The sequence below is a fragment of the Butyrivibrio sp. VCB2001 genome, from assembly GCF_000423965.1.
Lineage (GTDB): Bacteria > Bacillota > Clostridia > Lachnospirales > Lachnospiraceae > Butyrivibrio.
Genome location: NZ_AUIZ01000002.1, coordinates 197,315 through 216,367, shown reverse-complemented (window position 1 = coordinate 216,367; position 19,053 = coordinate 197,315). Strand labels below are relative to the sequence as shown.

The following is a 19,053-nucleotide window of genomic DNA, read 5'->3' as shown; positions in this document are numbered from 1 at the left end:
ATAGTTTATGTTAAGGTTTTGTTTTGGGGCTTCCGGCGCGGGGAAGAGCACCGGATTATACAGAGAAATAATAGAAAGAAGCAATAAGGAGCCGGGCACTGATTTTCTTATCATTGTGCCGGACCAGTTCACGATGCAGACCCAGAAGGATGTTGTTAAACAGCATCCTGACAGGGCCATCATGAACATAGATGTACTGAGCTTTGGCAGACTCTCCCACAGAGTTTTTGAGGAGACGGGCCATGGCTCTTTTTCTGTGCTCGATGATGTGGGTAAGAGCCTGGTGCTGAGGCATGTTTCGGACATGCTTGGCGACAAGCTCCCTGTAATCGGCAGGAATATGCATAAGAGCGGATATCTGGACGAGGTCAAGTCCACGATTTCCGAGTTTATGATGTACGGAATTGATGATAAGGCACTTTCCGTCCTTGAGGAAAAGAGCCTTAGAAAGGGCGCGTTAAATGCCAAGCTTAAGGATCTCAGGCTCCTCTATAAGAGCTTTCTTGAGTACATAGACGGAAGGTTTATCACTGCAGAGGAAACCCTTGATATCCTGTGCAGGGCACTTCCTGAATCTGCTCTTATAAGAGGCAGCGTAATTGTCTTTGACGGCTTTACCGGCTTTACACCTATTCAGTACAGAGTGATAAGAGAGCTTTTGTCCCTGTGCAGGGAAGTGGTCTTTTCAGTGACCATAAGTCCGGACGAGGACCCTTATGCTGATGATTATAAGGAGCAGGAGCTCTTTATGCTGAGCAAAAAGACCGTTCGTGACCTCGAGAGGCTTGAATTTGAGGTACAGAAGGAGAAGGGCTCCAATGTGCCTGACTTTGAGACCTTCAGGAAGCTAAGACATAGCGAGATGGCAGATATCTTTTACCGTGAGGAGCCCGTAGCCAGACTTAAGAATAATGCCCCACTGGCATTTCTTGAGAAAGCTCTTTTCCGCTATAATCCTGAGAAGTTTGCGGGGGATAACAACTCTATATTCATGTATCAGACCACGACTCCTTCCGAAGAAATACGTCAGACCATGATCAAGATTGCGGATCTTGTGAGGGATGAGGGCTATGCATACAGGGACATTGCACTTGTGTGCGGATCGCTTGATACTTACGGGGATATTATCACAAGACAGGCCCAGAAGTTTGGAATACCGGTTTATGTGGATACAAATGTCTCTCTGATGCTCAATCCCTTTATTGAATATATAACCAGTGCCCTGAATATTGTCATTTCAGGATACAGGTACGAGGACGTTTTCCATTACATGAGAAGTGGTATGACCGGATTTGATGCCGGGGATACGGATCTTCTGGAGAACTATGTACGTGCCCTCGGAATTAAGGGCAGGAAGCAGTGGGAAGACAGGTTCCTTCGCAGAATGCCAAGGAAGTTTAAATCCAGAAAGCCGGACCTTGAGCAGAAGGATCAGATGCTTCTTGAGAAGCTCGACTTAATGAGGGAGAAGATAAGCAGCGACCTAAAGCCGTTATTTGATGCAAAGGGCGGAACGGTAAAGGAGATCACTGATGCCCTTATAAGCGTCGTAGAGGCCGGAAATTTAAAAGAAAAGCTTGAGGAGTACAGAAATACCTTTGAGGAAAATGGAGACCTGAAAAAGGCCAAAGAATACGATCAGATATATACAAGGGTAATGCTGCTTCTGGAGCTGATGAATGCACTTATAGGTGATGAGAAGCTTGACATGGCTGAGTACAAGGATGTGCTAAGCGCAGGCTTTGGTGAGATATCAGTTGGTACGATACCACAGGACGTTGACAGGATCATAGTCGGAGATATTGAGAGGACAAGGCTTAAAGAGGTTCGCATCCTGTTCTTCGTGGGAGTCAACGACGGAAATATCCCGTCAAATGCAGGAAGCGGCGGAATCCTGTCTGACATAGACAGGCAGTTTTTGCAGGATCTTGGCACGGATATTGAATTTGCACCATCTCCAAGGCAGCAGATGTATATTCAAAGGCTCTACCTGTATATGAACCTGACTAAGCCTACGGATAAGCTGTTTTTGTCCTTTGCTGAGCTTGGTAATGATGGAAAGAGCTTGAGACAGGCATATCTTATTCCTAAGCTCAGACAGATGTTTGAGAATCTTGAAATAGAAAGACCAATGGAGAATGGTTTTGAAGCTCAGATGGTGAGCATAGATGACGGAATGGATGCCTATTCCGAGCTTGTCAGGGAATATGCTTCAGGAAGGCTATCAAGCCTGCAGGAGAGGGAGATGTTTACCCTGAGGAAGGTGCTGTCTGAGAACAAGGACAACAAACTCGTTGAGAAGCTGACTGAGGCAGCGTTTATTCACTATGAGTCTGTGCCTATTGCCAAGGCTGTGGCTCTGGCACTCTATGGTGCAACCCTGGAGAACAGTGTCAGCAGGCTTGAGAAGTATGCGAGCTGCGCCTACGCACACTTTTTGCAGTACGGACTTACTTTAAATGACAGGCAGGAGTACAGTTTCGAGGCTTCTGACCTTGGAAACGTGTACCATCAGGTTCTTGAGAAGTATACCGGTGAAATAATAACAAAAGGTATTGATTGGAGAGAGCTCTCCAAGGAAAAATCTGACGAAATATTAAATCGAGCTTTAACAGAATGTGTAGATGCATACGGAGATACCATTTTAAGGAGCAGCGCCAAGAATCAGCACATGATAGAGCGCATAAGGAAGATCCTCACAAGAACCGTAGATACGCTTAAATACCAGATTACAAGCAGCTTGTTCAATCCTGCATATGTTGAGATGAGTTTTCAGGAGGCAGGAAGCCTTGATGAAATTAATGTAGCTCTCTCAGAAGATGAAAAGAAAAACATAACAGAGAAAATGAAACTCAAGGGAAAGATTGACCGAGTTGATCTATGCAATGAAGGTGATCAGATCTATGTGAAGGTAATGGACTTTAAGTCCAGCGAGCACAAGTTTAATCTGGCTTACCTGTACTACGGCCTTCAGCTTCAGCTTGTTATGTATATGAATGTTGCAGTCTCCAGTGAGAAGAAAAAACATCCGGACAAGGAAGTGATTCCTGCTGCAATCTTGTACTATCACGTAGAAGACCCCATGATTGAGGGAAAAGCGGATACAGTAACAGATGATATCAATAAAGAGATAATTTCAGAGCTGAAAATGACCGGACTGGTTAATGATAATACGGACATTATCAGGAAGCTGGATACAGGCTTTTCAACTAAGTCTGACATCATTCCGGTGGAACTTAAAAAGGACGGAACTCCAAGTGCAAGGTCTCAGACAGCAAGTTCAGATGAGTATGAAGCTATCTCGGGCTTTGTTAACAAGAAGGTTAAGGAGTTTGGAAGGAATATCTTAAACGGTGATATTTCCGTCAATCCTTATGGAGATACCAGAATGCAATCCTGTACTTACTGCGCTTACAAACATATCTGCGGATTTGATGAGCGCATAAGCGGTTATAGGAAGAGAAAGCTTGATATAACTTCAGACGAAGCAATGATGCGCATAATGAATGGGAATTAAGATATATGGGAGTGGAATTTACAAAAGAACAACAGGCAGTCATTGACGCAAGAGACTGCAATATACTTGTATCAGCAGCAGCCGGATCGGGTAAGACGGCTGTACTTGTTGAGCGCATCATCGGCATGGTTCTGGCAGGCCTTGATGTCGATCATCTTCTGGTGGTTACCTTCACCAAGGCAGCAGCTGCCCAGATGAAGGAGAAGATCACCGCAGCCATACAGGAGAAGCTGGCAGATGACCCTGACAATGAGCATCTTCAGAAGCAGGAGACACTGATACATAACGCCCAGATAACAACAATTGACTCTTTCTGCCAATACGTTATAAGGAACAATTTTAACACCATTGGACTTGATCCGTCCTTTAGAGTTGCGGATGAGGGAGAGCTTAAGCTCTTACAGGAAGAAGTCATGAGCAGCATGATAGAGGAGGAATATGAGGCTGCCAAACAGGATGAGGACAGTGACTTCATATTTTTCATGGATTATTTCAGTCAGGGCAGCAGAGATGAAAGGGCCGTGGAGTTTATTAATGATCTCTTTAAGTTTTCTGTCAGTTGCGCATGGCCTGAGGAGTGGATTATGGAGAGGGCATCGGACTATGAACTTTCCGGTGAAGCCTTCGATGAACTTCCCTGGGTAAAAGAGTGCATGCGCTATGCAAAGAGTTCCCTTAAGGAGTGTGCCGATAAGATAGACAGAGCCTACAGGTTTTGCCTTGAGCCCGACGGACCATACATGTACGGAGATCAGCTTGAAGCTGAAAAAGACAGTATTCATGCGGCTTTGCGATATGATACCTACGATGCCCTGTTTGACGGCCTTCGCGGGATTACGTTCGACAGACTCTCCACAAAAAGGGACCCTTCGGTCAATGCGGATAAGAGGGAGTTAGCCAAGGACCTTCGAGGAGATGTTAAGGAAAGAATAGGGAAGCTCATTTCAGATTACTTTGCCCTTCCATCTGAGGCAGTTCTTGCTAACATGCAGCTGTGTGACAGGGCAGTCAAGGAACTGTGCAGACTTACCCTGGAATTTAAATCCAGATTTGATGAACTCAAAAGAGAGAGACAGATCATAGATTTCTCCGACATGGAGCACTTTGCCCTGCAGATTTTGGTGGATCCGGATACCAAAGAGCCCACTTTGGTTGCGCTTGAGTACAGGGACTACTACAAAGAGGTCCTTATCGATGAGTATCAGGACTCAAATAATGTTCAGGAGATGATCCTTAAGGCAATTTCCGGAGAAGAGGCAGGAGATAGCGAGAGGTTCATGGTTGGAGATGTCAAGCAGAGCATCTACAAGTTCAGACTTGCAAGACCTGAGATCTTCATGGAGAAATTCAGAAGCTACGACCGCGATGAAAAAGCCTCTGACAGGAGGATTGATCTTCACAAGAACTTCAGAAGCAGAAGCGAAGTTCTTGATATAACCAACTATATCTTTAAGAGGCTGATGGCAGAAGACCTCGGCGGCGTTGAGTATGATGAAGATGCCAGACTGGTTCGCGGAAGGGATTTTGAGGAACCTGACTTTGACGTATCACCTGAGATGATCTTTATCGACGGAGCAGACACCCTTGATGACGATGCAGCAGACGACGAGGGCATCAGGGATATGTCTTCCAAGGAGAAGGAAGCTCTTTTCATAGCCGAGAGAATCAATAAGCTAAGAGAAGAGAACAGAGCTCTTATGTTCAAGGACATAGTTATCCTTTTACGAGCTCCATCAGGTTGGGATGAAACCTTTAAAGATGTTTTGGAAAGCCAGGGGATTCCCACATATATCGAATCCAAGAGCGGATATCTTGATGCCTCGGAAGTGGCTATTTTGCTGGACTTTCTCAGCGTTATCGACAACCCCAGGCAGGATGTGCCACTGACGGCTGTCATGCACTCATCCATTGGCGGTTTTAGTGATGAGGAGCTTGCTCTTATTCGCATAGCTATGAATAAAAGCGAAGAGCAGTTAAGGGGAGAAACGATATATGATGGCCTTATCAGTGACCTTGAGCTTTCAGATGACCTCTCGGCCAAGATTAAGGCGTTTACTGATACTCTTGAAGAGTACAGGCGTATGTCCACTTACACGCCTGTTCATGAGCTTTTGCAGATCATAATTGATGATACGGATTACGAACAGATAGTTACGGCAATGCCCGGCGGAACCCAGAGAAGAGCCAACATTGAGATGCTTCTTAACAAGGCAGCAGACTTTGAGAAGACAAGCTTTAGGGGACTCTTCCACTTTGTCCGCTACATAGAGCACATCAAGGTTGTTCAGGTGGACTACGGCGAGGCGGGAACCATTGACGAGAACTCGGATGTCGTGCGCATCATGAGCATACACAAGAGTAAGGGCTTGGAGTTCCCGGTTGTATTTGTGGCAGGCCTTAGTAAGGACTTTGACAAAAGAGATACCTATGGCGATCTCATAATCGACATGGATCTGGGCATAGGTGTAAAGAGCATAAATACTGACCTTCGTGTTAAGTACGACACATTGAAACGCAGAATCATAGCCGGCAAGATAGCAACCGATAACCTTGGCGAGGAGATAAGAGTACTTTACGTCGCCCTTACAAGAGCCAAGGAGAAGCTCATCATGACCTCCTATGTCAAGAATCTTGCAGGAACTCTGGAATCTCAGCTAAAAGACTTATCTGTGCTGGGAGCAGCAGATGAGGCACTTCCATATTCCATGAGAGTAGGCGCGGGAAATTATCTCTCCATGGTACTTCCATCGCTGATGCTTCATCCTTCCATGGGAGGACTTCTTGATAAGTATGAGCTGCCAAGGCAGGACTATGATGCGCTTTTGGAAGGCGTGGGTGAAGCGCCGGTGCTTAAGATAAGCTCTGTGGGGGATAAGGATCTTCTTGACGGCATCAGAGCCGGTGCTTTTAAGGCAACTATGCGCAGACAGACTTTGGAAAATGGCGGAAACATTGATGAGGAGCTCCTTGAGAGCCTTAAGGCGAAATTCTTTGCAAAGTACCCTCACGCCGATCTGAAAGGTCTTTTCACCAAGACTACAGTATCAGAACTCAAGAAGAAGGCCATGGTGGATGAGGATGAGTTTGGGGTGGTTCCTGCTCCATATGCTGCAGATGAGGAGCCTAAGGGAACTCTTACCGGCGCAGAGCGAGGAAGTGCCTACCACAGGGTTATGGAACTTCTGGATGGCGATGCATTTGCGGATACATCTGCAGAGGGCCTTAGAGGCTGGATTGCGAAAGCGGCTCAGAAAGGCCTGATACCTGATGAGTACCGGGAGGTGGTAAGACCGGAGGATATAAGGACATATCTTTTAACGGACCTTGGAACCCGCATGGGAGCAGCATTTGGCAGAGGCGAACTCATGCGCGAGAAACCTTTCATGATGGGAATTTCGGCAAAAGAGCTTGATCCGGGATTTCCGGAGGATGAGATGGTACTGGTTCAGGGAATTGTAGATGCCTGGTTTATAGAGGACGGCGAGATAGTGCTTCTTGACTACAAGACCGATAAGGTCAGAGACGGCAAGGCACTGGTGGACAGATATGCTGTGCAGCTTGAGCTCTACAAGAGGGCGCTGGAAGCTGCCACAAGAAAAAAGGTAAAGGAAGTATATATCTACTCCTTTACCCTTGAAAGCGTCATAAGGCTGGATTAAAGCAGAGTATAGACCAAGGCAAAAGCATTGGCTGTAATGTGCACCACCAGAGGGATGCTCAAAGTCCTATGCCTGTAATAGCTGTACGTGATAATAAGCCCCATCAAAAAGCCGTATAAGGCCTGTACGGGGTGAAGATGATAAATACCAAACAGGGCTGCTGTCAGGATGATTGCGATGGCAGCTCTTTTTATGTGTCTGTTCAGGAAGTTAAAGAGAAAGAATCTGAACAGTATCTCTTCCACCAATGGTGTGGCAAAGCAGTACACCATGATTAGTATGGCAGTCTCGTTTGATATGCTGTAAAGGCGGCTTTCAGGCCCCTGAAAGGATTCAAGGCTTGTCAGACCTGTGGCATTAAATATAAGAGTCAGCACAAGGGCTGACAGAGCTCCGATAAGAGCCCATATGGCATGGAGTTTTATTTGATTTAAAGTAAATGCTCTGTTATTCATAAAAAGCTATTGACAATCCTTGGGCATAATAGTTTAATTGACTTGAATTAAAAATAAACCGCTAGGGGAGCTATGCTGAGAGTGCTCGTGTAATGCACGACTAACCCTTATCACCTGACCCGGATAATACCGGCGTAGGGAAGCAACGATAACTCATAGACGTCAGAGTACATTATACTGTGCTTTTAGTGTTTATGGAATATCAACGTCAGGAAACCTCCCAAGATAACGGTCATATAAAGGGAGGATTTTTTTATGAGTTTATTTCTTGAAAAGGTCGTTGAAGACGGCTACACATCTTACAACATCACATCAGGCGGATATGTCCTGGTAGTGGTTCTTGCAATCCTTGCGTTTTTGGGTATCAGCTACTTTGTAAATGCCGATGGTAAAGGAAAGCTCAGCGTTAAGCAGCTTACAGTATCAGCTCTTTGCCTTGCCCTTGCATTTGTATTGTCAAACGTTAAGCTCTTTAAGCTTCCTATGGGCGGATCAGTTACAGTATTCAGCATGTTCTTTATCACATATATCGGATATCTCTACGGACCCAGGGTAAGCCTTGCTTCAGCATTTGCTTACGGACTTCTTCAGATGATCGTTGATCCTTACATCATCAGTGTTCCACAGCTTCTGTGCGACTATGTGCTTGCTTTCACAGCTCTCGGTCTTGCAGGATTCTTCCACAACACTAAGTTTGGAATGTACAAGGGATATCTGGTTGGTGTATTTGGAAGATTCGTATTTGCAGTGCTCTCAGGAGTTGTATTCTTTGCAGACTATACACCTGAGGGGATGTCACCGATTGGCTATTCAGTAGCTTACAACGGAAGCTACCTTGCAGCCGAGGCAGTTCTCACAATAGTAGTTCTCTTTATTCCTGCAGTAAGAGTTGCTCTTAACAGAATTAAAAATGAGGCTCTTGAGAAGGGCGTAGTAAAAACTGCTCAGGCAGTATAAGGAATTCAGTGGGGAGTCAGTGGGGACGGTTCTCTTTGACTCCCTTTTTTTGATAATCAAAAGGTATAGAACACCTAAGCAAAAGGGAGTCAAAGAGAACCGTCCCCACTGACTCCCCACTGACTCACTCCCTGACATAAAAAAGCCCGGCACATCGAAAGTGCCGGGCTTTTATTATCTTACAGTATCTGAATTCCGTTCCTGGTAGCTTCTTCAACCATATCCTCAGGCCAGATAGAGCACTGAACCTCTCCGATATGAGCTTTTCTTAAGAAGAACATACAAATTCTTGACTGGCCGATTCCACCGCCGATGGTGTAAGGCAGCTCTTTGTCCAAAATGGCTTTCTGGAAAGGAAGCTGTGCTCTCTCGGTGCATCCTGCCTTCTCAAGCTGGCTCTTAAGTGACTCCTCGTCAACTCTGATTCCCATACTTGAAAGCTCAAGAGCAATGTCAAGAACAGGGTAGTAAACGATGATGTCGGCATTAAGTGCCCAGTCGTCATAGTCCGGAGCTCTTCCGTCGTGCTTCTCACCTGAAGCAAGCTCATCACCGATCTGCATTATGCATACAGCACCCTTGGCTTTGGAAATGAAGTACTCACGCTCCTTGGGTGTGTTGTCAGGGAACATGTCCTCAAGCTCCTGGGTTGTGATAAAGAAGATATCCTCAGGAAGAATCTCCTCGATGTAGTCATACTGAATGGACATGAACTTCTCGGTCTTTCTGAGAACCTTGTAAACGTTCTTGACTGTTTCCTTGAGGAAATCAAGGTTTCTGTCCTCTTTATTTATAACCTTTTCCCAGTCCCACTGGTCAACGAAGATTGAGTGGATATTGTCAGGGATCTCATCGCGTCTTACAGCGTTCATATCTGTGTAGAGACCTTCGCCAACATTAAATCCGTATTTCTTGAGAGCATATCTCTTCCATTTTGCAAGAGAGTGCACGATCTCAGCCGGACGCTCATTCTCATTGAGAATATCAAAGGCTACAGGGCGCTCAACGCCATTAAGATTGTCGTTAAGTCCTGACTCGGGAGTTACGAACAGGGGCGCTGTTACACGCTGAAGATTGAGCCTTGTTGCAAGCATTCCCTGAAAAAAGTCCTTGACGGTCTTGATTCCAACCTGTGTGTCGTGAAGATCAAGAGCTGATTTGTAGTTCTTTGGGATCTTAAGGTTTTCCATCTTATTATTCCTCTTCAAATTTTAATTTCTTCCTACAATTTAATAACTTTTAGCGTATTAATGCAAGAAAAAGTTGAATTCGGGGTTCTGTTTTTCAACAACATTTTTTTCAAAAACAATTCACAGAATGGTCACAGACATCTATTTACAAAACAATCTCAAAAATATAATATATGATGAAGCTCGAAAACGATTCCGAAGCTTAGAGATTGTTTTATGTTTTATGGTAGTAAGGAGTGATGTTTTATGTTAGGAGAATTGATTAAAAAGCACATTATGCTTAAGCCTGCACAGGTTAAGGATTTTGTGGATGCTGCAACGAAGTGTGATTTTGATGTGGACATCTACTACAACAGATATGTTGTTGACGCTAAGTCAATCCTGGGCGTATTTGGTCTTGATCTTACACAGCCTCTTACAGTGGAGTACAGAGGTTACAACAAGAACTTCGAGACATTTCTTAACGCCATGGCTGTTTGATAAGGCTTGCATTAGTTAAATAGGGAAATAGGAGGAGGCTCTCTATGGTATAATCTTTGAGTGAAATACCATAGGGAGCTTTTTTATGGAAATCAGAATATCAGTCAGAGGCCTCGTGGAATTTATCCTGAGGTCCGGTGACATAGACAATAGAATACATCAGGCAAGTGCAGATGCCATGCAGGAAGGCGGAAGGATCCACCGTATGATCCAGAAGAGCATGGGACCTGATTACCACGCCGAGGAACCTCTTTTATATAAAAAGAGCTATGAAAAGTATGATCTGATCGTGGAAGGTCGTGCTGACGGAATCCTGGACAGATATATGGATCAGCCTGTAAGCGCACTGGAGATGGGGCAGAGTTCTTTTTTGCCTACAGAGCGCTATGCGCCGATGATCGACGAGATAAAGGGTACCTACAGGGAACTTGCCAAGATGAAAGAGCCTGTATCGGTGCATTTGGCTCAGGCCAAGTGCTATGCAGCCATGTATCTTCTTGACCGTCACTATCCGGAAGTTGACGTCAGGATGACTTATTGCAACATGGACACAGAGGAGAAAAAGTTCTTTGACTTCACCTTTACCTATGCCGAGATAACGCAGTGGTTCTTTGATCTTATCGAGATGTACAGGAAATGGGCAGATTTTGAGTGTGATTGGGGATATGATCGCACCATGTCCATAAAGGCTGTAAACTTCCCGTTTACTTACAGAGAAGGGCAAAAAGACCTTGCAGCAGCGGTATACAGAACCATTGTCCACAAGAAAAAGCTGTTTTTGGAGGCGCCTACAGGCACAGGTAAGACCATTTCCACCGTATTTCCCACGGTAAAGGCCATGGGGGAGGGGAAGGTCTCCAAGATCTTTTACCTTACAGCCAAGACCATAACAAGAACTGTGGCCGAAGAGGCCTTTAACATCATGCGCTCATCTCAGGGGCTTAAGTTCAAGACCGTGACTATAACAGCAAGAGATAAGATCTGCTTTATCGATGAAACTACAAGGAATTGTAATCCCGTGGCATGCCCCTATGCCAAAGGGCACTATGACCGCATCAACGACGCCATATTTGATATGCTAACACATGAGGATAACTTCGACAGAGACACCGTCACAGAGTATGCCAAAAAGCATGAAGTATGTCCCTTTGAGATGTCTCTGGACATGAGTCTTTGGAGCGATGCCATAATCTGCGACTACAACTACGTCTTCGATCCTTTTGTATACTTAAGGCGCTTTTTTGCTGACGGAATAAGGCACGACTATGTCTTTTTGGTGGATGAGACCCACAATCTCCTTGAGAGGGGCAGGGAGATGTACAGCGCTGTTCTTCGAAAAGAGAGCTTTTTGGAACTCAAGAATGCGATAAAGGACTATCATCCAAGAATCGTATCAGCCCTGACCAAGTGTAACAGCGCTCTTTTGGAACTGAAAAGAGAGTGCGACGAGATGAAGGTATATGGTTCAATCGAAAGATTTATTCAGCCTTTGGACAGACTCTCCGCAGTAATGAACGAATACCTTGAAGACCACTCGGAAGGGCCCTTCAGGGATGAAATACTGCAGTTTTACTTTGACATATCGAGATTTCTTACCATATATGACCTTTTGGACGACCACTATACAATCTACGGAGAATACGCAGAGGACGGAAGCTTTCTGCTTAGACTTGCGTGCATAGATCCGTCAAGGAATCTCTCTGCCTGCATGAGCAGAGGCGTATCCTCGATACTCTTTTCCGCAACACTTCTGCCCATTCAGTATTACAAGGGGCTTCTTGGCGGGGATGACAAGGACTTTGAGATATATGCCAAGTCCATCTTTGACCCTGCAAGACTTGGAATATTCATCGGCTCAGATGTGACAAGCAGATATTCCAAGAGAAGCGACGATATGTATTACAAAGTTGCTAATTACATCCACAGCGTTGTCAGTGCCAGAAGCGGAAACTATCTGATATTCTTCCCCTCGCATCAGTTCCTTGAGGAGGTTTATATCGCTTACGAGGATAATTTCTATGATCCCGATTCGACTGATCTCCTTGTGCAAAAGAGCTATATGACCGAGGAAGCAAGAGAAGACTTCCTGGGAAGGTTTTCTGAGGGCAACAGCCTTGATCTGTCAGAGATAATCCACATGGACATGGAGATCGTAGAGGATAAAAACGTCCTTGGCTTTTGTGTGATGGGCGGAATCTTCAGTGAGGGGATCGATCTTAAGTATGACAGCCTCATAGGCGTTATAGTTGTGGGCACGGGAATCCCCATGGTATGCAATGAGAGAGAAGTCATAAGAAATTACTTTGATCAGAAAGGCCTTGATGGCTTTGACTACGCCTACAAATATCCGGGAATGAATAAGGTCCTTCAGGCAGCTGGAAGAGTAATAAGGACCAGCGAGGACGTTGGCGTTGTTGCACTGCTTGATGACAGGTTCCTTCAGGCTACTTATAAGGCTCTTTTTCCAAGAGAATGGAGAGGATATAAGATGGTTTCGACCACTTCAGTCAATAATGAGATTTCCCGCTTCTGGAGCGGGTTTGAAGGCGATTTGGGCCCTCAAAAAACTCCAAAATCATAAAAAATCGGAAATTAAGTTTACATAAATCAGAAATCAATAAATTTATGTAAACCATAATTTTGGCCCTTTTGTTTCAAAGTGTGAGAAAATACACTAAATTATCAGATAAATGATACAAAAGACATAGATAAATGACACTAGGGTCATGTGGATAACTCTGTGGAAATTGGGGATTATTGTGAGAATAGTTTTCAAAATACCGCATAAATAGGCATTCTAAATCGGCTGATAAAATAACCCCGACCTGGGGCATAAATCAGGTGTATGACTAATATAGTCAATGCATATATGTAAACCAATCAAAATAATGACATAGGTGTCAATAAAAGCGCTGAAACCCAGTATTTATGGGCACTTTCGTAATGAAAATAACTTTCTTGATAGTGCTAAAGAGTTGTTGTAAAATAAATTCTAATATGTCGTAAGAAGGAGGAGCAGGGTATGAAGATACAGGACTATGGTCAGGATGTAGTTCTTCTTAATGAAGAGATGCTTTCCGAAAGAGCCAAAATGTCAGGTAACCTTATAGGTGCATGCAACAAGCTTCTCAAACGTGCCAAGGAAATTGATAATATAAATCTTCTGGGCTACAGCTACTATTATGTGGCTGACGCCTATTATCTTTTAAGTACTGACTATCGTAAGTTCAATACCAATCTTCTCAAGGCAATCGAATACCTTCAGACCTGCGGAGACAATGAGCATCTGGCAAGATGCTACAACCTCCTTGGTATTGATGCGCTCAATCACGGAAATCCTGAGCTTGCTCTTGATTTCTTCCTGAGCGGTCTTAAGTATTGTGAGGCCATCGACAAGAACAGCAGTATTCCCGGCTTTCTTAAGTTCAACATTGGACAGATCTATTACGACAACGGAGAGATCAAGCAGGCGCTTGGTTATATCCGCTCTGCTTACAGAGATATTCGCAAGAACAAGAAGGACAGTCTCTATTACAGAAACCTTCTTTACTGTTACTGCTTCCAGGCAGACTGTTACATCATTCTGGACAAGAAAGACTCTGTTGAAAAGTGCCTCCAGGGCATAGAACAGCTTGAACAGGCCGATGGCGTGAACCTTGATCTGTTTCAGGATCTTCCGGTACTTGATATCAAGATGCGCGGATATCACTATCTTGGTGAGATGGAACTCTACGAGAAGTACTCAGATATGCTCTCTTACCAGCTCCAGAACAACAAGTTCCCGCTTGACAGCATGGAAGACATTTACGTGGTCTGCAGATTCTTTATGAAAGTGGGCAGATACGGAGAGGTCAAGAGGATAATAAAAAACTCGGAGCGAAGCCTTAAAGAGCTCAATATTCCAAACCTTGCAAAAGGGCATGCCAAGCTCAGAATAGAGTTTTACGAGAAGATGAAAGAGACTAAAGAGAAGAATCAGGCTCTTTTGGACTATTACAACGCATCCCTCGAGCAGGAAAAAGAGAGTATCGTCAACTACAAGTTCTTTATGAATATAAGGAACAGACTCTCTTCCATAGAAAAAGAAAATATCATGCTGATCAAGCAGGCTGAAACCGATCCGCTTACAGGCCTTGGCAACAGATACGGACTTAACAAGTACGCAGATAAGGCATTTGAGGAAGCCTACGCAGGTCAGTATTCACTGGCTGTGGAAATTCTGGACGTGGACAACTTCAAGCTATACAATGATACCTATGGTCATCAGGTGGGTGATCTGTGTCTTAAGAAGATATCCGAGGTCATAAGCAACCTCTGCACCGTGAGAAAGTCTGTACATGCTTACAGATACGGCGGCGATGAGTTTGTTTTGATATATGAAAATATGAATGACGAAGAGATAATGGAATGTGCCACATCCCTTCGTGACCAGGTGGCATCTCTTAAGTTTGACAGCAGACGCTATCCGTCCGGACCTGTCGTCACCATCTCCCAAGGCATAAGGAACTCGGTACCTAGCGAGACCAACAAGCTTTGGGATTACATGTATGCTGCCGACAACGCGCTGTATGATGTCAAGGAACACAAGAAGGGAGAGGTAGTGCTGCTCCATAAGGCAATAATTTCTCAGAAGTCACTTGACGAAGCACAGCACAGCTGATTATTATTATTTTTTACCATAGATGAGGAGAATATAATGAAGAAAGAACTCGAAAAAACCTATAATCCCAGGGAAATAGAGGATCGCCTCTATCAGAAATGGGAGGAAAAGAAATATTTCCACGCTGAGGTAGATAAGACTAAAAAGCCTTTTACCATCGTAATTCCACCGCCAAATATCACAGGTAAGCTCCACATGGGCCACGCCTTCGACCAGACTTTGCAGGACATTCTTATAAGATGGAAGAGAATGCAGGGCTACAACGCACTCTGGCAGCCGGGAACAGACCATGCCAGCATTGCTACTGAGGTTCGTATCACTAACGAGCTCAAGAAGCAGGGCATCGACAAGAGAGAGCTCGGCAGAGAGAAATTCCTTGAGAAGGCATGGGAGTGGAAGAAAGAGTACGGCGGAACCATCGTATCACAGCTCAAAAAGCTCGGCTCTTCCTGCGACTGGGACAGAGAGCGCTTTACCATGGACGAGGGCTGCAATGAGGCAGTTACCGAAGTCTTCGTTAAGATGCATGAGAAAGGCTACATATATAAAGGAAGCAGAATCGTAAACTGGTGTCCTATATGTAAGACTTCAATTTCCGATGCAGAGGTTGAGTACGAAGAGCAGGCCGGACATCTTTGGCACATCAAGTACCCTCTTATCGAGGATGACGGATCAGTTTCCACAACCAAGTTTATCGAGTTTGCAACCACAAGACCTGAGACAATGCTTGGTGATACTGCTGTTGCAGTTAATCCCGAGGATGACAGATACAAAGATTTCAAGGGTAAGAAGGTTCTTCTTCCTATAGTTAACAGAGAGCTTCCTATTGTTGAGGACTCTTATGTAGATATGGAGTTCGGAACAGGTGTAGTTAAGATCACTCCTGCTCACGACCCTAACGACTTTGAGGTTGGAAAGCGCCATAACCTTCCTGAGATCAACGTCCTTAACGACGATGCCACGATCAATGCAAACGGTGGCAAGTTTGAGGGCATGGACCGTTATGAGTGCAGAGATGCAATTGTAAAAGAGCTTGATGAGATGGGCCTTCTTGTTAAAATCGAGGACTATTCTCACAACGTTGGAACTCACGATCGTTGCCACACCACAGTAGAGCCTATGATCAAGGCTCAGTGGTTCGTAAAGATGGATGAGCTTATTAAGCCTGCTGTAAAGGCAGTTAAAGAGGGCGAGATCAAGCTTATTCCTCCGAGAATGGACAAGATCTACTACAACTGGACAGATAATATCAGAGACTGGTGTATTTCAAGACAGCTCTGGTGGGGACACAGAATCCCTGCATACTACTGCGATAAGTGCGGAGAAGTTATTGTATCAAAAGAGGCACCTAAGGTTTGTCCTAAGTGCGGATGCGAGCACTTTACCCAGGATCCCGATACTCTTGATACATGGTTCTCATCAGCACTCTGGCCTTTCGAGACTCTTGGATGGCCTCATGAGACTGAGGACCTTAAGTACTTCTTCCCTACAGACGTACTTGTAACAGGCTACGATATCATTTTCTTCTGGGTTATCAGAATGATCTTCTCAAGCTACGAGCATATGGGAACCTACCCATTTAAGACAGTTCTTTTCCACGGTCTTATCAGGGATTCCCAGGGAAGAAAGATGAGTAAATCCCTTGGAAACGGTATTGATCCTCTTGAGGTTATTGATAACTACGGCGCAGATGCACTCCGTCTTACCATCGTTACAGGTAATGCACCGGGTAACGACATGCGTTTCTATAACGAGAGAGTAGAGAACAGTCGTAACTTTGCAAACAAGGTTTGGAATGCTTCCAGATTTATCATGATGAACATGAAGGAAGATGCTCCTTCTGCTATTCACCAGCCAATGCCTGCAGGTCTTGAACCTGTTGATCACTGGATTCTCTCTAAGCTCAACAAGGCTGTAAAAGAGGTTACCGAGAACATGGAGAAGTTCGAGCTGGGTATCGCAGTTCAGAAGGTTTATGACTTTATCTGGGATGAGTTCTGCGACTGGTACATTGAGATGGTTAAGCCTCGTCTTTACAACTCAGACAACGAGGCGTCTCATGAAGCAGCTCTTTGGACACTTCAGACCGTACTTATAAATGCACTTAAACTTCTTCACCCATACATGCCATTCGTTACAGAGGAAATCTTCTGTACTCTTCAGGACGAGGAAGAGTCCATCATGGTTTCAGACTGGCCTGTATATAAGGATGAGTGGAATTTTGCTGCTGATGAGAAGGCTATCGAGACCATAAAGGAGGCAGTTCGCGGAATCCGTAACGTACGTACACAGATGAACGTAGCTCCTTCAAGAAAGGCCAAGGTATTTGTTGTTAGTGATAACAAGGAAGTTCTTGATATCTTTACAACAGGTAAGCTGTTCTTCGAGGCACTTGCCTATGCATCAGAGTCTGTTTGCCAGTCCGGCAAGGATGGAATCGCTGATGACGCAGTATCTGTAGTACTTGCAGATGCTACTGTATATATTCCTTTCTCGGATCTTGTAGATATCTCTGCAGAAATAGAGCGCCTTACCAAGGAGCAGAAAAAGCTCGAAGGTGAGCTTAAGAGATCCCAGAATATGCTCAGCAATGAGAAGTTCCTCTCTAAGGCTCCTGCTGAGAAAATCGCTGAGGAGAAAGAGAAACAGCAGAAATATCAGCAGACATACGATCAGATAACAGAAAGACTTGCTCAGCTTTCAAAGTGATTGGCGGCAAGTAGGTTACATATGGACGATTTGCTACTGGCGCAGGTCGGAGAGCTCCTTGAGAGAGCCGATAACAACGCCAAGATTACAATTTCAGAGTGTGACAGATTTTTAAATCAGATTCCGAGCTTTAGCGATAAGCACACCATAGAAGACACCAAGAGTTTCCTTGAGTATTTGGGAAATCCGGAGAAGAACATTCAGATCATCCACGTTGCGGGAACCAACGGAAAGGGATCGGTATGTAATTACCTCTCTTCCGTGCTGACCAAAGCGGATTATACCGTCGGAATGTTTACTTCTCCCCACCTGGTGGCTGTCAATGAGCGTTTTGCCATTGATGGTAAGCCCATTTCAGAGGGTGTCTTTGTGGAAGTCTTTATTGAAACTCTGCGAAGGATCATGGAGTTTGACAAGGATGGGTATTTCCCCACCTACTTTGAATTCCTTTTCTTTATGGCAGTGATACTTTATGACGTTTACCCCGTTGACTATCTCATACTTGAGACGGGACTTGGGGGAAGGCTTGATGCCACAAATGCTGTGGAGAATCCTATTCTTACAGTCATAACCGAGATAGGATACGATCACATGCAGTATCTGGGCACAACCATCGAGGAGATCGCTGCTGAGAAGGCAGGTATCATAAAGCGCGGAGTTCCCGTAGTCTTTTTTGACAAAAGACCTGAGAGCACCGGCGTAATCAAAAGTAAAGCCTTAGAACTTGATTCAAGAGCTATCGCAGTAGAAGCAAAAAACATTGAAAACATAGATATCACAAGGGATGAGAGCGGTAACAAATACATTGCTTTTTCATATAATTCCCTTTATGATAAATATGCTGATTTAAAGCTCTCCACAGAGGCTAAATATCAGGCTCAGAACGCAGCTGTAGCTGTTACCTGCTTAGAGGTGCTAAGAGATAAGGGAGCAAATATTTCCGAACTGGACATCAGGGAGGGGCTTCTTACTTCCAAGTGGGATTGCAGGATGGAAGAGATGAGACCCGGTATATATGTGGACGGAGCTCACAATCTTGACGGAATCGAGGCTTTCCTCGACAGCGTTGAGGATATTGGCTGTGACGGCCGCAAGATGCTGCTTTTTGGCATCGTAGGCGACAAACAGTACAAGGATATCATATACGAGATCCTAAAAAGAGGTCTTTTTGATTCCATATATGTGGCAACACTTGAAACTAGCAGGACGGTATCCACATCGGACCTCAAGATAGCCTTTGAGGACTGCAAGGATGAGCTTGGCATAATCGGCCTGCCCATCAAGTATTACAGCAACGTGAGGGATGCTGTAACGGATGTAATAGCTATGAGAAAATCCGGTGACTATGTATTTGCCGCAGGTTCACTTTACCTGGCAGGGCAGATAAAGTCAGTCATTTGATTTTGTATTTTTAGAGGGAAAAGGA

General features: G+C 44.7%; 10 protein-coding genes and 1 riboswitch. Of the genes, 8 read left to right on the top strand and 2 right to left on the bottom strand.

The window, feature by feature from the left end; all coding sequences use genetic code 11:
- The first annotated feature begins 7 nt into the window (after positions 1-7).
- Both G589_RS0103680 and addA read left to right on the top strand, forming a co-directional pair.
- A complete protein-coding gene (locus G589_RS0103680) occupies positions 8-3,517 on the top strand; it encodes a PD-(D/E)XK nuclease family protein (protein ID WP_026521150.1) in 3,510 nt (1,169 codons plus the stop codon).
- Between the two features lie 5 nt (positions 3,518-3,522).
- Positions 3,523-7,176, top strand: coding sequence for a helicase-exonuclease AddAB subunit AddA (addA, locus tag G589_RS0103675; protein ID WP_026521149.1), 3,654 nt, complete (start codon positions 3,523-3,525; stop codon positions 7,174-7,176).
- On the opposite strand, the gene G589_RS0103670 is transcribed toward addA, so the two are convergent.
- Positions 7,173-7,631, bottom strand: coding sequence for a CPBP family intramembrane glutamic endopeptidase (locus G589_RS0103670; RefSeq protein ID WP_026521148.1), 459 nt, complete (start codon positions 7,629-7,631; stop codon positions 7,173-7,175). The two genes, addA and G589_RS0103670, sit on opposite strands and share 4 nt — an antisense overlap.
- A gap of 53 nt (positions 7,632-7,684) precedes the next feature.
- Positions 7,685-7,789: riboswitch (TPP riboswitch) on the top strand.
- A 97-nt stretch (positions 7,790-7,886) separates the two neighbouring features.
- Here G589_RS0103670 and thiT point away from each other — a divergent pair.
- A complete protein-coding gene (thiT, locus tag G589_RS0103665; protein ID WP_026521147.1) occupies positions 7,887-8,588 on the top strand; it encodes an energy-coupled thiamine transporter ThiT in 702 nt (233 codons plus the stop codon).
- 179 nt (positions 8,589-8,767) lie between these two features.
- On the opposite strand, the gene asnA is transcribed toward thiT, so the two are convergent.
- Positions 8,768-9,778: an aspartate--ammonia ligase gene (gene asnA, locus G589_RS0103660; RefSeq protein WP_026521146.1), complete on the bottom strand. Its 1,011-nt coding sequence runs from the start codon at positions 9,776-9,778 to the stop codon at positions 8,768-8,770.
- A gap of 246 nt (positions 9,779-10,024) precedes the next feature.
- Between asnA and G589_RS0103655 the strand changes: the two genes are divergently transcribed.
- The 5 genes from G589_RS0103655 (at position 10,025) to G589_RS0103635 (ending at position 19,028) form a co-directional block, all read left to right on the top strand.
- On the top strand, positions 10,025-10,258 hold the full coding sequence (locus G589_RS0103655; protein WP_022769733.1) for an HPr family phosphocarrier protein: 234 nt from the start codon (positions 10,025-10,027) through the stop codon (positions 10,256-10,258).
- An 85-nt stretch (positions 10,259-10,343) separates the two neighbouring features.
- Positions 10,344-12,839 carry an ATP-dependent DNA helicase gene (locus tag G589_RS0103650; protein WP_026521145.1) on the top strand — a complete coding sequence of 832 codons (2,496 nt, stop codon included), beginning with the start codon at positions 10,344-10,346 and terminating at the stop codon, positions 12,837-12,839.
- A 441-nt stretch (positions 12,840-13,280) separates the two neighbouring features.
- Entirely contained in the window at positions 13,281-14,918 is a 1,638-nt protein-coding gene (locus G589_RS0103645) for a tetratricopeptide repeat-containing diguanylate cyclase (protein ID WP_026521144.1), read from the top strand.
- 36 nt (positions 14,919-14,954) lie between these two features.
- Positions 14,955-17,627, top strand: a complete 2,673-nt coding sequence (locus tag G589_RS0103640) for a valine--tRNA ligase (RefSeq protein ID WP_026521143.1) — start codon at positions 14,955-14,957, stop codon at positions 17,625-17,627.
- Between the two features lie 21 nt (positions 17,628-17,648).
- Complete coding sequence (locus G589_RS0103635; RefSeq protein WP_081668920.1) at positions 17,649-19,028, top strand: bifunctional folylpolyglutamate synthase/dihydrofolate synthase; 1,380 nt, start codon at positions 17,649-17,651, stop codon at positions 19,026-19,028.
- Positions 19,029-19,053 lie beyond the last annotated feature (25 nt).

What these genes read in the sequence shown, in the direction of transcription:
- G589_RS0103680 (WP_026521150.1), top strand. Translation starts at nt 8, where the DNA reads ATGTTAAGGTTTTGTTTTGGGGCTTCCGGCGCGGGGAAGAGCACCGGA.
- addA (WP_026521149.1), top strand. Translation starts at nt 3,523, where the DNA reads ATGGGAGTGGAATTTACAAAAGAACAACAGGCAGTCATTGACGCAAGA.
- G589_RS0103670 (WP_026521148.1), bottom strand. Translation starts at nt 7,631, where the DNA reads ATGAATAACAGAGCATTTACTTTAAATCAAATAAAACTCCATGCCATA.
- thiT (WP_026521147.1), top strand. Translation starts at nt 7,887, where the DNA reads ATGAGTTTATTTCTTGAAAAGGTCGTTGAAGACGGCTACACATCTTAC.
- asnA (WP_026521146.1), bottom strand. Translation starts at nt 9,778, where the DNA reads ATGGAAAACCTTAAGATCCCAAAGAACTACAAATCAGCTCTTGATCTT.
- G589_RS0103655 (WP_022769733.1), top strand. Translation starts at nt 10,025, where the DNA reads ATGTTAGGAGAATTGATTAAAAAGCACATTATGCTTAAGCCTGCACAG.
- G589_RS0103650 (WP_026521145.1), top strand. Translation starts at nt 10,344, where the DNA reads ATGGAAATCAGAATATCAGTCAGAGGCCTCGTGGAATTTATCCTGAGG.
- G589_RS0103645 (WP_026521144.1), top strand. Translation starts at nt 13,281, where the DNA reads ATGAAGATACAGGACTATGGTCAGGATGTAGTTCTTCTTAATGAAGAG.
- G589_RS0103640 (WP_026521143.1), top strand. Translation starts at nt 14,955, where the DNA reads ATGAAGAAAGAACTCGAAAAAACCTATAATCCCAGGGAAATAGAGGAT.
- G589_RS0103635 (WP_081668920.1), top strand. Translation starts at nt 17,649, where the DNA reads ATGGACGATTTGCTACTGGCGCAGGTCGGAGAGCTCCTTGAGAGAGCC.